Source organism: Arthrobacter sp. MDT2-16 (assembly GCF_054510925.1).
In genome coordinates, this window is the sequence record NZ_JBTNDP010000003.1 from 333,910 (window position 1) to 352,883 (window position 18,974).

At 70.0% G+C, this 18,974-nt stretch carries 17 protein-coding genes; 11 read left to right on the forward strand and 6 right to left on the reverse strand.

All coding sequences use genetic code 11. From position 1 onward, the window contains the following. Window positions 1-16: 16 nt before the first annotated feature. The 3 genes from ACX80N_RS08170 to ACX80N_RS08180 are packed head-to-tail and all read left to right on the forward strand — an operon-like array spanning window position 17 to window position 4,173. Window positions 17-1,234, forward strand: coding sequence for a CaiB/BaiF CoA transferase family protein (locus ACX80N_RS08170; protein WP_459338984.1), 1,218 nt, complete (start codon window positions 17-19; stop codon window positions 1,232-1,234). A gap of 4 nt (window positions 1,235-1,238) precedes the next feature. Beyond that, window positions 1,239-2,399 (forward strand): acyl-CoA dehydrogenase family protein, encoded by a 1,161-nt coding sequence (locus ACX80N_RS08175; RefSeq protein ID WP_459338985.1) that lies wholly within the window; start codon window positions 1,239-1,241, stop codon window positions 2,397-2,399. Window positions 2,400-2,406: 7 nt separating this feature from the next. Beyond that, window positions 2,407-4,173, forward strand: a complete 1,767-nt coding sequence (locus ACX80N_RS08180) for an IlvD/Edd family dehydratase (RefSeq protein WP_459338986.1) — start codon at window positions 2,407-2,409, stop codon at window positions 4,171-4,173. A gap of 31 nt (window positions 4,174-4,204) precedes the next feature. Here ACX80N_RS08180 and ACX80N_RS08185 read toward each other — a convergent pair whose 3' ends face one another. Then, on the reverse strand, window positions 4,205-7,084 hold the full coding sequence (locus ACX80N_RS08185; RefSeq protein ID WP_459338987.1) for an FAD-binding and (Fe-S)-binding domain-containing protein: 2,880 nt from the start codon (window positions 7,082-7,084) through the stop codon (window positions 4,205-4,207). Between the two features lie 68 nt (window positions 7,085-7,152). Between ACX80N_RS08185 and ACX80N_RS08190 the strand changes: the two genes are divergently transcribed. Together ACX80N_RS08190 and ACX80N_RS08195 are read left to right on the forward strand one after the other, a co-directional pair. Next, window positions 7,153-7,857, forward strand: a complete 705-nt coding sequence (locus ACX80N_RS08190) for a fumarylacetoacetate hydrolase family protein (RefSeq protein WP_459338988.1) — start codon at window positions 7,153-7,155, stop codon at window positions 7,855-7,857. Next, window positions 7,854-8,543 (forward strand): GntR family transcriptional regulator, encoded by a 690-nt coding sequence (locus ACX80N_RS08195; RefSeq protein WP_459338989.1) that lies wholly within the window; start codon window positions 7,854-7,856, stop codon window positions 8,541-8,543. Before ACX80N_RS08190 ends, ACX80N_RS08195 begins: the two co-directional genes overlap by 4 nt. Window positions 8,544-8,576: 33 nt before the next feature. Here the strand turns inward: ACX80N_RS08195 and ACX80N_RS08200 are convergent, their stop codons facing one another. Beyond that, window positions 8,577-9,653 carry an Ldh family oxidoreductase gene (locus ACX80N_RS08200; protein ID WP_459338990.1) on the reverse strand — a complete coding sequence of 359 codons (1,077 nt, stop codon included), beginning with the start codon at window positions 9,651-9,653 and terminating at the stop codon, window positions 8,577-8,579. Further along, window positions 9,650-10,840 carry an L-2-hydroxyglutarate oxidase gene (gene lhgO, locus ACX80N_RS08205; RefSeq protein ID WP_459338991.1) on the reverse strand — a complete coding sequence of 397 codons (1,191 nt, stop codon included), beginning with the start codon at window positions 10,838-10,840 and terminating at the stop codon, window positions 9,650-9,652. The genes ACX80N_RS08200 and lhgO overlap by 4 nt, the downstream gene beginning before the upstream one ends. A gap of 150 nt (window positions 10,841-10,990) precedes the next feature. Here lhgO and ACX80N_RS08210 point away from each other — a divergent pair, with 150 nt between their 5' ends. After that, window positions 10,991-11,704: a substrate-binding domain-containing protein gene (locus tag ACX80N_RS08210; RefSeq protein WP_459338992.1), complete on the forward strand. Its 714-nt coding sequence runs from the start codon at window positions 10,991-10,993 to the stop codon at window positions 11,702-11,704. A 204-nt stretch (window positions 11,705-11,908) separates the two neighbouring features. Here the strand turns inward: ACX80N_RS08210 and ACX80N_RS08215 are convergent, their stop codons facing one another. The 3 genes from ACX80N_RS08215 to ACX80N_RS08225 all read right to left on the reverse strand — a co-directional run bounded on the left by ACX80N_RS08215 (window position 11,909) and on the right by ACX80N_RS08225 (window position 13,603). After that, entirely contained in the window at window positions 11,909-12,730 is an 822-nt protein-coding gene (locus tag ACX80N_RS08215; RefSeq protein WP_459338993.1) for an SRPBCC family protein, read from the reverse strand. 140 nt (window positions 12,731-12,870) lie between these two features. Beyond that, window positions 12,871-13,311, reverse strand: coding sequence for an iron chaperone (locus tag ACX80N_RS08220; RefSeq protein ID WP_459338994.1), 441 nt, complete (start codon window positions 13,309-13,311; stop codon window positions 12,871-12,873). A gap of 55 nt (window positions 13,312-13,366) precedes the next feature. After that, window positions 13,367-13,603: a hypothetical protein gene (locus tag ACX80N_RS08225; RefSeq protein WP_459338995.1), complete on the reverse strand. Its 237-nt coding sequence runs from the start codon at window positions 13,601-13,603 to the stop codon at window positions 13,367-13,369. Between the two features lie 212 nt (window positions 13,604-13,815). Between ACX80N_RS08225 and ACX80N_RS08230 the strand changes: the two genes are divergently transcribed. The 5 genes from ACX80N_RS08230 (at window position 13,816) to ACX80N_RS08250 (ending at window position 18,906) form a co-directional block, all read left to right on the forward strand. Next, on the forward strand, window positions 13,816-14,274 hold the full coding sequence (locus tag ACX80N_RS08230; RefSeq protein WP_459338996.1) for a DUF4383 domain-containing protein: 459 nt from the start codon (window positions 13,816-13,818) through the stop codon (window positions 14,272-14,274). A 183-nt stretch (window positions 14,275-14,457) separates the two neighbouring features. Further along, window positions 14,458-15,288, forward strand: a complete 831-nt coding sequence (locus ACX80N_RS08235; protein WP_459338997.1) for an ABC transporter ATP-binding protein — start codon at window positions 14,458-14,460, stop codon at window positions 15,286-15,288. A gap of 40 nt (window positions 15,289-15,328) precedes the next feature. Next, window positions 15,329-16,327 carry an ABC transporter substrate-binding protein gene (locus ACX80N_RS08240; protein WP_459338998.1) on the forward strand — a complete coding sequence of 333 codons (999 nt, stop codon included), beginning with the start codon at window positions 15,329-15,331 and terminating at the stop codon, window positions 16,325-16,327. Between the two features lie 4 nt (window positions 16,328-16,331). Next, complete coding sequence (locus ACX80N_RS08245; RefSeq protein ID WP_459338999.1) at window positions 16,332-18,425, forward strand: iron ABC transporter permease; 2,094 nt, start codon at window positions 16,332-16,334, stop codon at window positions 18,423-18,425. An 82-nt stretch (window positions 18,426-18,507) separates the two neighbouring features. Beyond that, window positions 18,508-18,906, forward strand: coding sequence for a VOC family protein (locus ACX80N_RS08250; protein WP_459339000.1), 399 nt, complete (start codon window positions 18,508-18,510; stop codon window positions 18,904-18,906). Window positions 18,907-18,974 lie beyond the last annotated feature (68 nt).

Consider the following 18,974-nt stretch of genomic DNA (forward strand, 5'->3'; position numbering starts at 1 on the left):
TGGAGGACGGATCCCGATGAGCACGACCACGGACACGCCGGCGTCCGGTACCGCGCCGGAGCAGAACCCGATGCCCGGGCCGCTGGAGGGGCTGAGGGTGGCCGATTTCTCGCGGGTGCTCGCCGGACCGTTCGCCTCCATGATGCTGGCCGATTTCGGGGCGGACGTCCTGAAGGTGGAGAGCCCGGCCGGGGACGACACGCGGTCCTGGGTTCCTCCGGTCGACGAGCACGGCGTGGGCACCTACTTCTCCAGCGTGAACCGGAACAAGCGCTCCGTGGTCTGCGACCTCCGCACCGAGGAGGGACTGGCGAGGGCCCTCGCCATCGCACTGGAAGCCGATGTCGTCATCGAGAACTTCCGCCCGGGGGTCATGCAGCGTTTCGGACTGGACTACGCGTCCCTCGTGGGACGCCGACCGGATCTGGTGTACTGCTCCATCACCGGCTTCGGCAGCACCGGCGGGGCACACCTGCCCGGCTACGACCTCCTCGTGCAGGCGGTGGGAGGGCTGATGAGCGTCACCGGTGCGCAGGACTCCGAGCCGAGCAAGGTGGGCGTGGCGCTGGTGGATGTGGTCACCGGCCAGAACGCCGTGGTGGGGATCCTCGCCGCACTGCGTTCCAGGGACGCGACCGGACGGGGCCAGTGCGTGGAGGTCAACCTGCTGTCGTCCCTGCTCTCCGGGCTGGTCAACCAGGCGTCGAGCACGCTGGCCACCGGCGAGGCGCCCCAACGGATGGGGAACGCCCACCCCAGCATCGCCCCGTACGAGACCCTGCTGACGTCCGACGGCCCGCTGGCGATCGCCGTCGGGACGGACAAGCAGTTCGAGGCACTGGTGCGCGTCCTCGGGGTGCCGGACCTCGCGGCCGACCCCCGTTTCCGGGACAACTCGCAGCGCGTGGCGCACCGCGACGCCCTGAAGGTCCTGCTCGAGGAGCAACTGGGCGCCAGGAGCGCCGCTGAATGGGCCCAGCTCCTCAGTGCGGCGGGCGTGCCCGCCGGCAAGGTCAATTCCGTGGCCGAGGCGCTCACCCTCGCCGAGGACCTGGGACTCGCCCCGGTCGTCGAGATCACCGACTCCGCCACCGGACGCACCAGTCAGCAGGTGGCCAACCCCATCCGGCTCTCCGAGACCCCCGCGAGCTACACGCGGGTGCCCCCGCTCCTCGGTGAACACGACGGGGCAACCTTCGCACCCCACCTCCAGCCCACCGCTACCGGAAAGTAGACCCATGACCAACCCTTCCGACCTTCTCGACATCGATGCACTCCTCACGGAGGACGAGCGCGCCCTGCGCGGCGGCGTCCGCGACTTCGTGGACACCGCCATCAAGCCGAACATCGCCGACTGGTACGACCGCGCGGAGTTCCCCCTGGAGATCGTGCCGCGTATGGCCGAACTCGGGCTCCTCGGCATGCACATCAAGGGCTATGGCTGCCCCGGCCGGAGCTCCGTCGACTACGGGCTCGCGGCCCTGGAACTCGAAGCCGGAGACTCCGGGCTGCGCACCTTCGTCAGCGTCCAGGGCTCCCTCGCCATGAGTGCCATCGCGAAGCACGGTTCGGAGGAGCAGAAGAACGAATGGCTGCCGAGGATGGCCGCCGGATCGGTGATCGGCTGCTTCGGCCTCACCGAGCCGACCGGGGGCTCCGACCCCGGCAGCATGCTCACCTTCGCCCGGCGGGACGGCGACGACTGGATCCTCAACGGCAGCAAGCGCTGGATCGGGCTCGCCTCGGTGGCCCAGGTGGCCATCATCTGGGCACAGACCGACGACGGCGTCCGCGGGTTCGTGGTGCCGACCGACAGCCCGGGGTTCAAGGCCACCCCGATCGTGCAGAAACTCTCCATGCGCGCCTCGATCCAGTGCGACATCGAGCTCGAGGACATCCGGCTGCCCGGCACCGCCCTGCTCCCGAAGGCGAAGGGACTCCGCGGCCCCTTCGAATGCCTCAACGAGGCCCGCTACGGCATCATCTGGGGCGCCATGGGAGCCGCACGCGACAGCTACTACGCCGCCCTCGACTACTCGAAGGAGCGCCTGCAGTTCGGCAGGCCGCTCGCCGGCTACCAGATCACCCAGCTCAAGCTCGTCAACATGGCGCTGGAGATCAACAAGGGGATACTGCTGGCCCTGCAGGTGGGACGACTCAAGGATGCCGGCACCCTGCAACCCCACCAGATCTCGGTCGGGAAGCTGAACAACTGCCGCGAGGCCATCGAGATCTGCCGTGAGGCCCGCGCCATGCTCGGCGGCAACGGTGTCACCCTTGACTACTCCCCGCTCCGCCACGCGAACAACCTGGAGAGCGTGCGCACCTACGAAGGGACCGACGAGGTGCACACGCTGATCCTCGGCAACCACATCACGGGCATCCCGGCGTTCCGGTAGCCGCACGATGACCGAATCTGTTCCTCCTGCCGGCCGGGCCGCCGGGATCCGGCGCGGTCTGACCAGCTACGGCGACGCGGGGTTCTCCCTGTTCCTGCGCAAGGCGTTCATCAAGGGCGCCGGGTACTCGGACGACGCACTGGACAAGCCTGTCATCGGGATCATCAACACGGGCAGCGGCTTCAACCCGTGCCACGGCAACATGCCCGCGCTGCTCGACGCCGTGAAACGGGGAGTGCTGATGGCCGGCGGCCTGCCGGTCGATTTCCCGACCATCTCGCTCCACGAGAGCTTCTCGCAGCCCACCAGCATGTTCCTGCGCAACCTCATGTCGATGGACACCGAGGAGATGATCCGTGCCCAGCCCATGGACGCCGTCGTGCTCATCGGGGGCTGCGACAAGACGGTACCCGCGCAGCTGATGGGCGCGGCGTCGGCGGGCGTCCCGGCGATCACGCTGGTCACCGGGTCGATGCTGACGGGCGGGCACCGCGGGCAGCGCGTCGGTGCGTGCACCGACTGCCGGGCCTTCTGGGGGAAGTTCCGCAGCGGGGAGATCGGTCAGGAGGAGATCGACGACGTGAACTCGCGTCTCGTGGGAAGCGTCGGCACGTGCTCCGTCATGGGCACCGCCAGCACCATGGCGTGCCTGACCGAGGCCATGGGCATCGCCCTCCCCGGGAGCGCGAGCCCGCCCGCCGTGACGGCCGACCGCGTGCGCATCGCCGAACGGACCGGGACCCAGGCGGTGGCCCTCGCCGCTCGCGGCACGGACATGGGCACCATCCTCACGCAGGAGGCCTTCGAGAACGGGCTCCGGGTCCTGCTGGCCATCGGCGGATCGACCAACGCGATCATCCACCTGACCGCCGTCGCCGGCCGCCTCGGAATCCGACTCGACCTGGAGGACCTCGACCGGATGAGTGCCGAGACGCCCGTCCTGGTGGACCTGAAACCGACGGGCGCCTACTACATGGAGGACTTCCACCGGGCCGGCGGCGTGCCCGCCGTGCTGCGCGAGCTCGGGGACCTCATCCACCGCGATGTCCCCACCGTCACGGGCCGCACCCTGGGGGAGGAACTCGACGCGGCGGGGCCCGGCTTCCCCTCCGACATCGTGCGGCCGCTCACCGATCCGGTGTACCCGAAGGGCAGCCTCGCCTTCCTGCGCGGCAACCTCGCGCCGGGTGGCGCCATCATCAAGCAGGCGGCGGTGTCCCCGCATCTGCTGGAGCACACGGGCCGTGCCGTGGTCTTCGAGGACACGGCGGACCTCGCGGCGCGGATCGACGACGACGCACTGGACGTCACCGCCGGGGACGTCCTCGTGCTGCGGAACATCGGCCCCGTCGGAGCACCCGGCATGCCCGAGGCCGGCTACCTCCCCATCCCGAGGAAGCTCGCGGCGCAGGGGGTGAAGGACATGGTGCGCATCTCGGACGGGCGCATGTCGGGCACCGCTGCCGGCGCCGTCGTCCTCCACGTCACACCCGAGTCCGCGGTCGGCGGGCCGCTGCGGCTCGTGCGGACCGGCGACACCATCACCCTGAGCGTTCGCCGCCGGTTGATCCAGCTCGAGGTCTCCCCCGCAGAGCTGGAGCGACGCGAGGAGGTGCTGGGCCCGCCCTCCGCGCCGGCTGCCACGCGCGGGTACCGGAGGCTGTACGTGTCGGAGGTGACCCAGGCGGACGAGGGGTGCGACTTCCGGTTCCTCCAGAGCACGGGACTCCCGGACCGGGAGGCCCCGCGGAGCCTGCTGCAGGAGCAGGGCTGACGGCGTCAGACCCCGGACCCCGCGCGTCCGCTCAGGGCTCCGCGCTGGGCCGTTGCGCCGCCGGGTCGAGCAGCTGCGCCAGGTGGATGCCGCGGCGGTCGCTCAGGTCCTCGATCTGGGTGCGGCACGAGTACCCGTCCGCGAGCACCACGGCGTCCTCCGTGGCTGACCGGATGGCCGGCAGCAGCTGCTGTTCGGCGATCTGGACGGAGACCTCGTAGTGCCCCCGTTCCACGCCGAAGTTGCCCGCGAGGCCACAGCATCCGCCCAGCTTCTGGACGGTGGCACCGGCCCGCTCCAGCAGTGCCGCGTCGGGACTCCAGCCCATGACGGCGTGGTGGTGGCAGTGGGGTTGCGCCACCACCACGGTTCCGGCCAGGGAGGGCGGCTCGTAGCCGGGCACGGTCCGGAGGAACTCCGCGAGGGTGTGCGTGGACCGGGCCACCGCACCCGCGGCCTCGGTCCCCAGCAGTTCCACGGCCTCCGATCGGAGCACGCCCGTGCAGGAAGGCTCGAGGCCGACGATCGGGATGCCCTCGGCCACGGACCGGTTCAGCACCTCGACGGTGGAGCGCAGCGTCCTCCGTGCGGAGTCGAGCTGCCCCGTGGAGATCCAGGTCAGTCCGCAGCACAGGGGCTTCTCGGGAAGGCGCACCTCGTAGCCCGCCGCCTCGAGGACGCGCACGGCGGCCTGTCCTACCTCCGGCGAGAAGTTGTCGGTGAACGAATCGGCCCACAGCATCACGGGCCGGGCGGCAGGGGTAGCGGGGGGCTGACGGTTCCGGAACCAGGAGTGGAAGGTCCGGGGAGCGAACGCGGGGATGTTCCGGCGCTGGTCCACCCCTGCCATCCGCAGGCTGACCTGGCGGATGCCGGGCAGACCCGTGAGGAAGTTCAGCACCCGTGGTGCCCGCGCCGCGAGTCCGGCCCAGCGGGGCAGCCAGCCCAGTGAGTAGTGCGAGGCCGGGCGGAGCCGGCCCTTGTAGCTCTGGTAGAGGACCTCGGCCTTGTACGCGGCCATGTCGGTTCCCGTGGGGCAGTCCGATGAGCAGCCCTTGCAGGAGAGGCACAGATCGAGTGCGTCATGCACCTCGGCCGCCCGCCAGTTGGGTTTGCCCGCGCCGGCGGCACCCCTGGTGGCACTCCCGGTGACGCTCCCGTTGATCATCTCCTGGAGCGCCCTGGCGCGGCCGCGGGTCGAGTCCTTCTCCTCGAGGGTGGCGATGTAGGACGGGCACATCACGGCGCTGTTGTCCGAGTGCGCCGCGCGGCACAGACCGACTCCCGTGCAGCGGTGGACCGCCTGGCTGAAGTCCCCGGCATCGTGGAGGTAGCCGAACCCGAGACCGGTCCGCAACGGTCCCGCCTCCGCCAGGCGTACGTTGGCATCCAGTGGTTCGGGGTCCACGAGGATGCCCGGGTTCAGGAGGTTGTCCGGGTCGAGGATCCCCTTCACCTTGCCGAAGAGGCCGATCGCTGCCGGTGAGTACATGAAGGGGAGGAGTTCGCTGCGGGCCCGGCCGTCCCCGTGTTCGCCCGAGAGGGACCCTCCGTAGCGGGCGACCAGTTCCGCCGCGTCGGTCAGGAACGCGCGGAACGCCGCCGCACCGTCATCGCGCTGGAACGGGAAATCGAGGCGGATATGGACGCAGCCGTCCCCGAAATGCCCGAAGGGGAAGCCGGTGAGGGAGTGCGCCAGGAGCAGCTCGTCGAACTCGCGGAGATAGTCCCCGAGGGTCTCCGGTGGCACCGCGGCATCCTCCCAGCCGGCATGCGCAGGGGCGCCGGCGGGTGATCGCCCGGCAAGCCCTCCCCCGTCCTCGCGGATGCGCCACAGGGCCGCGGCCTGCCGTGGATCGGTGATGATCCTCGAGTGCCGTGCGGCACCGATCCCGGCGACGCGCCCGGCGCGGTCTGCCACCTCGAGAGGGTCGTCACCGGACACCTCGACGAACAGCCATGCGGCACCGCCCGGCAGTTCGGGAACGGCCTGCGGTCCCTTGCGGGCCCGCACCACCTGCACGATCCGGGAGTCCAGCCCTTCACAGGCGGTGGGCGCGAACGGCAGCACCGCGGGGACGGCGTCGCCCGCGGCACCGATGTCGGGGAACCCCAGGACCACCATGGTCTTGTGCGGCGCATCGGCCACCAGCCGCACGCCGGCCTCCAGTACGACGGCGAGTGTCCCCTCGCTGCCGACGAGCGCCCGCCGCAGGTCGAAGCCGCGCTCCGGGAGCAGATGCTCCAGTGAATACCCGGAGACCTGGCGGCCGAACCGGCCCAGTTCGGTGCGGATGGTGCCCAGCTCCGCGCCGACGAGGGAGCGCAGCGCGTCGGTCTCCGACGACGACGGCGTGCCGTCCGCGCCCAGGTGGAGCCGCGTGCCGGACCCGGTGACGACGTCGAGGTGCGTGACATTGTCGGCGGTGCGGCCGTAGGCGAGAGCGCGTGAACCGCACGCATTGTTGCCGATCATCCCGCCCACGGTGCAGCGTGTGTGGGTGGAGGGATCGGGTCCGAACCGCAGGCCCTGAGCCAGTGCCACCTTCTGCAGCGTGGCATGGACGGCCCCGGGTTCGACGACGGCGGTGCGCGCTTCTGCATCGAGCCCGAGGACCCGGTTCAGGTGTCGGCTGAAATCGACGACGACGCCGCGGCCGATCGCGTTGCCGGCCAGGGAGGTGCCGGCGCCCCGGGACGTGAAGGGGACACCGCGCTCCCGGCAGAGCTCGAGGGTGGTGAGCACCTCGTCGAGGTGCCGGGGGAAGACGACGGCTGCCGGCTGCACCCGGTACAGCGACGCATCGCTCGAGTAGACAGCCCGTGACGTCGCATCATCACGCGCATCCCTCACCCCACGGGCCCGGAGCTCGGAGGCGAGGGACCGGGGTGCCGAAAGCATCATTGCCATAAGTAACATGTTAAGCACCCGTAGCGCGTTTCACCCCGGTTCCGGCCGGCACCCCTGCAAGGAGCTCCATGACCTACGTCGTCCCGGTTCCGACGCCTCCCAGCCTCCCGACCAGCGGTGGCGCGCTCTTTCCCGTGCGGCGCGTGTTCTGCGTCGGACGCAACTACGGGGATCATGCGCGCGAGATGGGCGCCGACCCGAACCGGGAGCCCCCGTTCTTCTTCACGAAACCCGCTGACGCCGTTTTCGCGCCGCAGCCGGTGTCGGGGGATGCCGGTCCGGCAGTCCCCTACCCGCCACAGACGGCGGACCTCCACCACGAGGTCGAACTCGTCGTGGCGCTGAGTCGGGGCGGCACCGCCGTCGATCCTGCCGATGCCCTCGATATGGTGTGGGGCTACGGCGTGGGCGTGGACCTGACCCGTCGTGACCTGCAGTCCGAGGCGAAGAACCTCCGGCGTCCGTGGGATCTCGCGAAAGGCTTCGATCTCTCGGGGCCGTGTTCGCCCCTCCGACCCGCCAGTGAGGTGGAGCATCCCGACCGGGGCCGGATCTGGCTGGGCGTGGACGGTGTGATCCGCCAGGAGGGAGATCTCGGCGACCAGATCTGGACGGTGCCCGAGATCATCGCGCACCTCTCCCGGTCCGTCGCCCTGTCTGCCGGCGACCTCGTCTTCACCGGGACACCGGCGGGCGTGGGGGCGTTGACACGCGGAAACACGGTCACGGCGGGCATCGACGGAGTCGCCGAGCTCTCCTTCACCATCGAGTGAGCCGGACACCCCCGCGTCAGACCACCCGGCAGCCCCTCGCCGACCAGGTCCACAGCGCACTGCTCGGGCAGCTCGTCGACGGCCGGCGGAAACCGGACGAAGTACTCAATCTCGTGTATCTCGCCCGCGAATTCGGGGTCAGCCAGACCCCGGTCCGGGAAGCCCTGGCCAGGCTCGAATCCACAGGACTGGTGATCCGGGAAGCCCACAAGGGGTACCGGGTGGCGCCGCTGTTCAGCATGGACGATCTCCGGAAGTTCATGGACGCCCGTCTGGTCCTCGAGCCGGCCCTCGCCTACGAGGCAGCTCTGCGGGTCACCCCGGAGTTCCTCGACCGCCTCTCCGAGACCATCGAGCACCTCGAAGCCGGCGCCCACCTCCCCGGCAGCCCCCCGGTCACGAGCTTCCTCCGGGCGGACGAGCAGTTCCACGCGGCGATCGCCCATCAGGCCGACAATCCGTTCCTCGAGGACGCGTGGGGATCCTTCGGTGGCCAGGCGCAGCGGTTCCGGTTGTATGCCAGAACCAGTTCGACGGCACCGACCACCGCGGCCGAACACCGGGCGATCCTCGACGCCCTGACCAGGCGCGATGCGGAAGGTGCCTCCTCTGCCATCCGGGTTCATATCGAGAACGCCAGGATCCGTGCCCTGAAGGACCGCCAGGCGGTCGCCGCGGAGGACTGAGGGGGATGCACGGACACCGTGCGAGCCGCCCTCCTACCCGAGCGGCGTGAGAAACATGGCGGTTCCGGCCCTGCCGCAGATTCCGCGAAGATGCTCGAGAAGGCCCTCCGGGATCGGGATGCCGTTGTGGCTGCGGTCGGCGCGCGCAAGGGCTTCGGGTTCGCCGGGCAGGACGACGTCGGGCTCGTCCCGCGTCATGAGGCGGACGAGGTCGTCGACGTAGCGCGCGGTGTCCCCACCCTCCGCCACACGTCTCGGATCGACCACCAGGACGAAGTGCCCGAGGTTGTCACTGTCGCCGTCGGCGAGCGGGAGTGCGGCCCTCGAGAACGCCGCGCTGAGCACCTGGACCATCAGGCTGAGCCCGAATCCCTTGTGTCCGCCGGTCTCGGCGGTGGAGCCGCCGAGCGGGCTGAGCGTCCCCTCCTGCGTGGTCAGCAGGGAGTAGGCGAGGGCGGCATCGGTCACAGGATTGCCGAGCCGGTCGTTGACCCAGCCGGGAGGCAGGTCCCGTCCACTCAGTGCGTAGGCCTTCACCTTGTTCATCGCGACGACGCTCGTGGACATGTCCACCACGAGTTCCCCTCCGCCTGCCCGGGGCGCGGCGAAGGCGATCGGGTTCGTCCCCAGGATCGGCGTCGTGCCTCCGAGCGCCGCCACCACGGGTGTCCGCGTGGTCGTCGCCATGAGGGCTACCAGGCCGCGCTGCGCGGCGCTGCGGACGTAGTAGCCGAGAGCTCCCAGGTGGTGCGAATTACCCACGGCCACCGCCCCGATCCCGGACTCCGCGGCCTTCCCGATGGCCAGTTCCACTGCATGAAGACCTGCCGGATGTCCCAGGCCGGCACCGGCGTCGACGACGGCGAATGCGGGGGCATCGCGCACCACGCGGGGAACGGCGTCGAGCTTCAGGCGGTTCTCCGACCGGAGCTTCTCGTACAGCATCAGCATCGAGACGCCGTGGGAATCGACACCGGCGAGATCGGTCTCCACCATCACCGTCGCCGTAGCGGCGGCGGACCCGTCCGGCATGCCCCAGGCACGAAGAACTGCGACGATCTGCTCGTGCACCCGGACGGCGTCGAAGCGCCGCGCCTCCTCCCCGTTCACCGGTTCCGCTCCTCCATCTCGTCGGCGATGCGCCGGCCGATCTCCAGCGCGGCTGTCGCTGCCGGCGACGGCGCGTTGAGCACGTGGATCTGGCGGGGCGCCCTGTCGAAGTAGAAGTCATCGACGAGGTCGCCGTTCCGGCGCATCGCCTGCGCGCGGACTCCCGCGTGGGTCGGCACGAGGCTGTCGTCGCGGAGATCCGGGACGAGCTCCCGGAGGCTTGCCAGGAACTTCTTCCGGGACAGGGAGCGTGCCACCTCGGAGAGCCCTACTTTCCAGAATCGGGCGCCGAGCTTCCAGAGCCCTGGCCAGGCGGCACTTTCGAGGACGTCCCGTGGGTTGATCGAGAGCCAGGTGTAGCCCTCACGGGCCAGGGCGAAAACGGCATTGGGCCCCGCGTGCACCCCGCCGCCGATCATCCTGGTCAGGTGGACGCCGAGGAAGGGGAAACTCGGGTCCGGTACCGGGTAGATCAGGCCGCGGACGAGGTGGGACTGGTCCGGGGTGAGTTCGAAGTACTCGCCCCGGAACGGGATGATCCGCACCTCGGGGGTGAGGCCGGCCAACCGGGCGATGCGGTCGCTGTGCAGGCCGGCGCAGTTGATGAGCTCGTCGGCGGAGATCTCCCCGGTGGTGGTGGAGACGGTCACGGATCCGCCATCGGTTGAGATACCTACGACCTCGGTCCCCAGGCGGACCTCACCCCCGGCCTCGCCGATGAGCCGTGCCAGCACGTCGCAGATTCCCCGGTAATCGACGATTCCCGTGGATTCGACCCGGAGGGCTGCCACGCAGGCGACATGGGGCTCGTAGTCACGGGCCTCCTCGGGAGAGATCATCCGGCAGGGAACTCCGTTCGCGATGCCGCGGCGGTGGAGCTCCTCGAGCGCCGGGACCTGGTCCTGACGGGTGGCGACCACCAGCTTCCCGCAGATGTCCACCGCCACCCCGTGGTCCTCGGCGAAGCGGCGCATCGACTGCGCACCCGCGGTTCCGAGGGTCGCCTTCAGGCTCCCCGGCGCGTAGTACAGCCCGGAGTGGATGACGCCCGAGTTGTTCCCGGTCTGGTGGTCCGCGAGCCGGGGCTCCTTGTCGACGACGGTCACCCGGTAGCCGCGCAGCCCCAGCTCGTATGCGGTGGCCAACCCGACGATCCCGGCACCCACGACTACTACGGAGCTCTTCATCTGCGTGTTCCTCGTCTGACATCGTCGTCGTATAGGACTGCGAACCTCCCGTAACTCTATATCTTCATCATCAACAATATAGAGTTACAGCCGGACGCGGTCTGCTCGGCAGAAAACCTGCTCCGCAGAACCCGCCGGAAGGACGTGCCCGTGTCATCTCCCCCGAACGGCCCTGACCTCTACCTGCTGAGCTCCCTCGTCGTCCGCAAGGCCCTGGACGACGCCGTCCTCCCTGCTTTCGAGGTGGCTTCCGGCCTGTCGGTCCGGACCGAGTACCTCCCGACGAGCATCCTCCTCGAGAAGATCGATGCCGGCGCCCAACCGGACGTGCTGATCGGGACCCGGGAAGCGATGCTCGACCTCGAGGCATCGGGCGTTCTCGCCGGCGGGAGTGCGATGCCGCTGGTGACGTCGGCGCTCGGGCTCGGCGTGGCCCAGGGCTCCAAACCGCCGTCGATGGCGACCGGGAGCGACCTCGTCGCTGCCCTGCTCGGCGCCCGGTCGGTTGCCTTCTCCCGGGCCGGGCAGAGCGGGATCTTCTTCCAGGAGTTGCTCCTCCGGCTCGGCATCGCGGACCAGGTGCTCGAACGTGCCACGGTCCTCGACTCGGGGTTCACGGGTACGGCCCTGACGGACGGCCGCTCCGATCTCGCCCTGCAGCAGGTCAGCGAACTGCTGTTCGTGGAAGGCATCGGGACTGTCGTCCCCCTGCCGGAGGAATTCCAGCAGCACACCGACTTCTTTCTCGCCCCCGGCCCCGGCGCGGCAGGCAATGCTGCCGCGCGACGCCTCGTGGACCACCTGACGGACGGCCTGGCACGGAACGCCTACCTGGCAACAGGTCTGCAGAACATCGGCGCATGACTGAACGGGATTCTGGCGGATCAGCCCACCTGCCGCTGCAGCCTCCGGCCGGGTAGGGGCGGAATGAACGGGGGGCTGATCCCCCGAAAAGGCGACAGCCACCCACTCCCGATGGAGTGGGTGGCTGCCCGCAGTAACCCCGTCCTGCCGTGCAGGGCAGGTGTTACTCGCTGTGTCGGTGCTGTCGGAACAGGCCGACGGAGGTCAGAGCGCTCCGCCGGTGGTGCGGTTCTTGTCCAGCAGCGGATCATCCAGGGTGTCGGCGGAGCCGGTCTGCCGTGTGAGGGTCGTGTCGTCGTCCTCCGTCGGCAGGAGGGCGTCCCTGGTGCTGGGAGACAGCTCGCTCTCCCCGCTCGTGTACACCACCGGTGCCGCGTCATCGACCGGCGTGATCGTCACGTCGGCTTCCGTCGTCGTGTCGTCGTTGTCCTTCTTGCTGGCGGCTACCCCGACGGCCGCAGCGGCGGCAGCGAGCCCGATGCCCGCGGCGACCTTGCCCGAGATCCCCGCCTTCCCGCTGTCCCCACGGGACGCGGCAGCAGCTTCGACGCCGGGCTCTCCGGTATCGATGCCGGATCCGACCGTTCCGCGCCAGGCTCCCGTGGCGTATCCCTCGTCCTCGATGAACGCCTTGAAGCGGTTGAGGTCCCCCTCGGCCTGGTTCTCGATGACGTTGAGCTTGTCACCGATCTTCTCGACCAGGCCCTCGGGCTCGTACTCGAGGACGAGGTGAACTTGCGTCTGTCCGCCTCCGACGTCCTCGAAGGACACCGAACCGGCGTTCGTTGCACCTTCGGTCGCAGCCCACGACACCTTTGTGTCCGGCACCTGCTCCAGGATGGTCGCCTCCCACTGCCGGCGGACGCCGCCGATCTCCACGACCCAGTTCAGGCGCTCGTCATCGAGCTGCGTGACGGACTTGACGCCACCCATGAAGTGGGGGAATTCTTCGAACTGGGTCCACTGGTTGTAGGCGATGCTGACCGGGACGTTGACGAGAATGCTCTTTTCGACCTTCGTGCTCATAGCGTCTCCTTCGGGTTGGGACGAACTGCGACTGGCGGGATGAACAGCAAGCGATGCGATTCATCAGCCTGCTTAGTATATCGCGGATTGCGCATTTTGCACTCGAGCAACGGTGATGAGCCGCAACAGGAGGCTGATGTTCAGCTGACCGCCTTCGCCACCAGCCGGCGCAACTCCTCCTCCACCTCGCCGTTCCATGCGGTGATCGAGAAGGCATTGGGCCAGAACACGCCGTCGTCGAGGTTCGCGGCGTCGTTGAAGCCGATCGTCGAGTAGCGCGACTCGAACTTCGCCGCCGCCTGGAAGAACGTCACCACCTTCCCGTCGCGAGCGTAGGCCGGCATGCCGTACCAGGTCTTGGGCTCGAGGTCGGGTGCGACGGCGGACACCAGCGCGTGGTACTGCTCGGCGATCCCGCGGTCCGGCTCCGGCATCTCGGCGATCTTGTCCTGGATCGCTTTCTCGCCGGCGGCGCGGTTCTTGCCGCGCTTCGCCTCCGCGCGCATCTCCGCGGCCCGCTCCTTCATGGCCGCGCGCTCCTGCTCGGTGAAGCCCTCGGTCGTGCCGGTCCGACGTGCCATTGGCCTGCTCCCCTCGGTGGAATGTGCGGGCTGTCCGCCCGATGATGCACCCACCCTAGGACGGCGATGCCTGCGGCTCCAGACCCGGACGCCCATCGTCCGCCCGGACTCCGGCGGGGTCGCGCCAGGTCCGCGATCCGCACCCGACGACGGTGGGATGTGCCGAAGCACGGTGGAACCCGGAGTCATGACGAGGAGCGCACCAGCGGTAGTCGGGGCGCCCGCTGGCCAGATGTCCGCCGAGGAAGCCGCCGATCACCAGGAACCCGCCTCCCGCGCGGGCGAGGGCCATTCCCGATGCGAATTCTTGACCTCTTTGCTGAAACACGAGCCCCACCAGCCCCAGATAACCAGTAGGCTTACGAAGCTGGGCCTGACGAGCGGGCGGCCATCAGGAAATGCTGCCCCGTCGTCCCGGCAGGTCTCATCGTCTTTTCAGCACTTCCTGTGCCGCCGGCAGCAATCGGCGGCACAGGTCCTCGCACACTCATTTGGGAGAATTACATGACCACCGCAAATACGCCCCACGCGGGCGCACGTACCAATGTCCAGAAGGCAGCCCTCGCCGTCGGCGCGGTCTTCCTGCTCGTCGGCCTGCTCGGCTTCATCCCCGGCATCACCTCGGACTACGACACCATGCAGTTCGCGGGCCACGAGTCGGAGGCGAAGCTCCTGGGCATCTTCCAGGTCTCCGTCCTGCACAACATCGTCCACCTGCTCTTCGGTGCTGCCGGCATCGCCATGGCCCGCACCATCAGCGGCGCACGCTCCTACCTGCTGTACGGCGGCATCGTCTACCTCGTCCTGTGGATCTACGGCCTGGTCATCGACCAGAACTCCGCCGGCAACTTCGTGCCCCTCAACGGTGCGGACAACTGGCTGCACTTCTTCCTGGGCGTCGGCATGATCGCCCTGGCACTGCTGCTGACCCGCGACCACACCCGCAAGACCGCACGCGCATAGCCCTTCCGCCGGTCCTCCGGCAGAAGCCCGCCGCACGTCGGCGGGACGCACCACCAGCAAGGCCCCGGGACCTCGTTCCCGGGGCCTTGCTCGCGCCCGGCGGTGAGCAGAGCCGAGGAATTAGGACACGCAGGCGTGACGTTATTTCTTGCAGTACTGGTTAGGAGAACCTAACCTGAGACCGTGCCCCTGACAGAACCCGCCGCCACGCCCGCCCTCGACGTCGTCGACCTCGGCGTCTCGTACGGCAGCCGGCAGGTCATCGGGTCCGTCTCCTTCGGCCTGAAGCCGGGCACCGTCACGGCCCTCATCGGCCCCAACGGCAGTGGCAAGTCCACGCTGCTCCGAACCATCGCCCGCCTTCATGCACCCGACGCCGGAACGGTCACGCTCGACGACGGCGCCGACGTCCTCGCGCTCTCGCCCCGGGAATTCGCCCGCACCATCACCCTGCTGGCCCAGAGCCGTCCCGTGCCCGGCGGACTCACCGTGCGCGAGGTGGTCGGTTTCGGCCGCCACCCGCACCGCAGCCGCTGGACCGGCCAGGACCCGCACGGCACCGCCGCCGTCGGACGCGCCCTCGAGCTCACCCGCACCACGGAGCTCGCCGACCGGCCCGTCACCGCTCTCTCCGGCGGCCAGGTGCAACGCGTCTGGCTCGCGAGCTGCCTCGCCCAGGACACCGGCGTGCTGCTGCTCGACGAACCCACCACCTACCTCGACCTGCGCTACCAGGTGGAGATCCTCGACGTCGTCCGCGACCTCGCCACCGAGCACGGCGTGAGCGTCGGCGTCGTCCTCCATGATCTCGACCAGGCCGCTGCCATCGCGGACCACGTGGTGCTGCTCGAGAACGGCGCCGTTCTGGCGCAGGGTACACCGGCGGACGTGCTCACCTCCGAGAACCTCTCCCGCGCCTACGGCGTGCGCGTCGACGTCACCGTCTCGGGAGGCGCCATCTCCACCCGCGCCGTCGGACGCCACAACACAGCCCCGGCGCCCGTCGCCTCCTGATCCCCCCGCGCACTCCGCGCTCCGAAGAGAAATGAAACCGATGACACAACCCAAGATCCTCGCTGCCCTCGCAGCGGTGGCCCTGCTCTCCCTGACCGCGTGCGGCACCACGGAGGAGGCCACCGGCAGCACACCCACCGAGGAGGAGGCGGCCGGCGAGAGCATCACCGTCACCGACGCCCGCGGCAAGGAGGTCACGCTCGACGGACCGGCCGACCGCGTGGTGGCCACCGAGTGGAACGCCGTCGAGAACCTCGTATCCCTCGGCGTCATGCCGGTCGGTGCCGCCGACATCGAGGGCTACGCCCAGTGGGTCAGCGCCGAACCGCTCGACGCCTCCGTGGCCGATGTCGGCGTCCGCGGCGAGCCGAGCATCGACACCCTCGTGTCCCTCACGCCCGACGTCGTCATCGTCACGGACCAGCTCGTCGAGGGCGCGATCGAGCAGATCGAGAAGACCGTGCCCGTCGTCGTCGTGGCCGGCGGCGACGCCACCGACAACATCGGCCAGATGTTCGAGACCCTCGACCTCATCGCGACCGTCACCGGCACCGAGGACCGGGCCGCCGAGCTGAAGTCCGGGTTCGAGACGACGATCGCCGACGGCAAGGCCGCCATCGAGGAAGCAGGCGGTGCGGGCACCCCGGTCGCCTTCTCCGACGCGTACGTCGACGCCGGCAGTGTCTCGATCCGCCCGTTCACCGAGGGCTCGCTCGTGGGCAGCGTGTTCGCGCAGCTCGGCCTCACCGACGCCTGGACCGTCGAGGGCGATCCCGCCTACGGGCTCGGACGGACCGACGTGGAGGGACTGACCGCCCTGCCGGAGGACACCGCCTTCTGGTACATCGCCAACGACGCCTTCGGCGACCCCTACCAGGAGCAGCTCAAGGACAACGCCGTATGGACGTCCCTGCCGTTCGTCGAGGCCGGCAGGGTGACACGCTTGCCCGACGCCCTCTGGACGTTCGGCGGCCCGAGCTCCATGGAGCAGTTCGTGGACGCGGCGGTCGACGCCGCGACCGCCCGGGCAGCGAAGTAGTCCGGTGCCGCCGGCGATCCTGACCAGGCCCGCTCCGCGTCAGGCCCGGGCCGAGGGCCCGCGCGCCGGCGTGCGCCTGGTCGTTGCCGGCGGCCTCCTCGCCGCCGCCACGCTGATCCTCGCCCTCGTGCACATCACGCAGGGCACCTCGAGCGTCGGTGCAGGGGACATCCTCGGCCTGCTGCTCGGGAACGACGACGGCGCCACCGGCGCGGTGGTCGCCGCGAGCCGCGTCCCCCGGCTGGCGGCGGGGCTGCTCGTCGGTGCGGCGCTCGGGGCGGCAGGCGCCGTCATGCAGTCCGTCTCGCGCAACGCCCTCGCCTCCCCCGACACGCTCGCCGTCAACGCGGGCGCGCACCTCGCCGTCGTCGCCGTCGCCGCCCTCGGCCTGCAGGTGCCGCTGCTCGGATCGGTGGGCGTGGCCTTCCTCGGCGGTCTCGGTGCCGCGGCTCTCGTCCTCGCGCTCTCGGGCGCCGGGCAGTCCTCCAGCGTGCGCCTGGTCCTCGCCGGTTCGGCGATCGCGCTCGCGTTCCACGCCCTGACCAGCACCCTCTTGCTGCTGTTCTCGCAGGAGACACGCGGCCTCTTCGCCTGGGGCTCGGGATCCCTGGGTCAGAGCGGACTGGAGAAGTTCGTGCTGCTCGCACCGCTGACCGGATTCGCCCTGCTCGTGCTGCTCGTGAGATCGCGCTCCCTGGACCTGCTGACCCTCGGCGACGACCAGGCCCGCGTGCTCGGGATCAATGTCCGCGGCACGCAGGTCCTCGCGGTCGTGCTCGCCGTCCTGCTGTCCGCTGCGGCCGTGACGATCGCCGGACCCATCGGCTTCGTGGGCCTCGCAGCCCCCGCCGTCGTGCGCCTCGCGGCCCCCCGGATTCCGGGCCTGCACCGGCACATCGCCCTGATCCCGGCGTCGGCCCTGATGGGCGTCTTCCTCGTGCTCGGCGCGGACGTCCTCCTGCGCGCGGCCATCGGCGCGGAGAGCGCCGTCGAGGTGCCCACCGGTGTGGTGACAACGGTCTTCGGCGCCATCTTCCTCGTGGCCCTCGCGCACCGCATGCGCTCCGACGGCCCCACCCGTGAGGCGCGCGGGGTGTCGCTGCGTACCGCCGGCACGGCGCGCAGCACGGCGGTCCTCGTGGTCCTCGCGGCGCTGCTCGTGATCGTCACGATCGCCGGATTCCTGCTGGGTGACGCGAAGCTCCTCCTCGGCGACATCGTCAACTGGATCTCCGGGCAGGCCGGTCCGGTGGTGTCCAGCGTGATGGACTCGCGCGCGCCACGCGTGGGGGCGGCACTCCTCGCAGGAGCCTCCCTGGCCCTGGCCGGGACGGCGATCCAGGCCGTGACGCGGAACCCGCTCGCCGAGCCGGCGATCATCGGCGTCTCGGGCGGGGCCGGCGTCGGCGCGGTCCTCGTGATCACCGTCGTCCCGCTGGCCGGCTTCTGGACCATCAGTGCGGCTGCCGGCGTCGGTGCCGCGGTGGTCGCCCTGATCGTGTTCGGGCTGTCCTTCCGCGGTGGCATGCAGACCGACCGGCTGGTCCTCGTCGGGATCGGCGTCTCGGCGGCGGCGACGGCCGTCATCACGCTGCTGATCGTCCTCACCGATCCGTGGAACGAGTCGAAGGCGCTCACGTGGCTGTCGGGTTCCACCTACGGCCGGTCGCTGCAGCACCTCGTGCCCATGACCGTGGCGCTCGTGGTCGCGCTACCCGTCATCGCGTCCCTCGCCCGCGCCCAGGACCTGCTGGCGCTCGACGAGGACACCCCGCGCCTGCTCGGCCTGCGGGTGCCGCGGACGCGGGTGGTGCTCCTGGCCGCCGCGGTGCTGCTGACGGCGTCGTCGGTGGCAGGGATCGGGGTGATCGGCTTCGTGGGCCTGGTGGCGCCGCATGCAGCGCGCGCCCTCGTAGGGGGGTCGCACCGGCTCATTCTCCCGACGGCGGTGCTGCTCGGCGCGATCCTCGTGTGCCTGGGCGACCTCATCGGCCGGACGGCGCTCGCCCCGGCGCAGCTGCCCGCGGGGCTCCTGACGGCGCTGCTCGGTGCGCCCTACTTCATCCACCTGCTGTTCCGGAGCCGCCTCGGCCGCTGACGGAAGGAGCATGGACGGGATGCGGACGGAACCTGTCCGGCACCCGGGTGCCGGTAGTCCACCGTGGGGGCACAATCGGCGCATGACTCTTCGCTGGTACTCCACCGTCATCGAATCCACCGACCATCAGGCCCTTGCGCGCTGGTGGTCCGACGCCCTGGGCTGGGAGGTGATGTTCGAGGACGACGAGGAGGCGGTACTCGTGCCGCCGTGGGCCCGCGAGCTGGGGCCGAAGCTCTCCTTCGAGCAGGTGCCGCCCGGTCTCGTGTTCGTGCGCGTGGACCACGAGAAGAGAGGCAAGAACCGCCTGCACCTCGACTTCGCACCGCACACCAGCGAGGACCGTGAGGCCGAGATCGAGCGCCTCATCGCCCTCGGAGCCCGGCGCACGGACATCGGGCAGGGACCCGATGTCAGCTGGGAGGTCCTGGCGGACCCGGACGGCAACGAGTTCTGCGTGCTGTCCTCGAGGGACCAGTAGGACCGGACGGGGACCGGTAGGACGCACAGAGGACAGGAACCACCGGAAGCCTTCCGGCGCGGTGACTC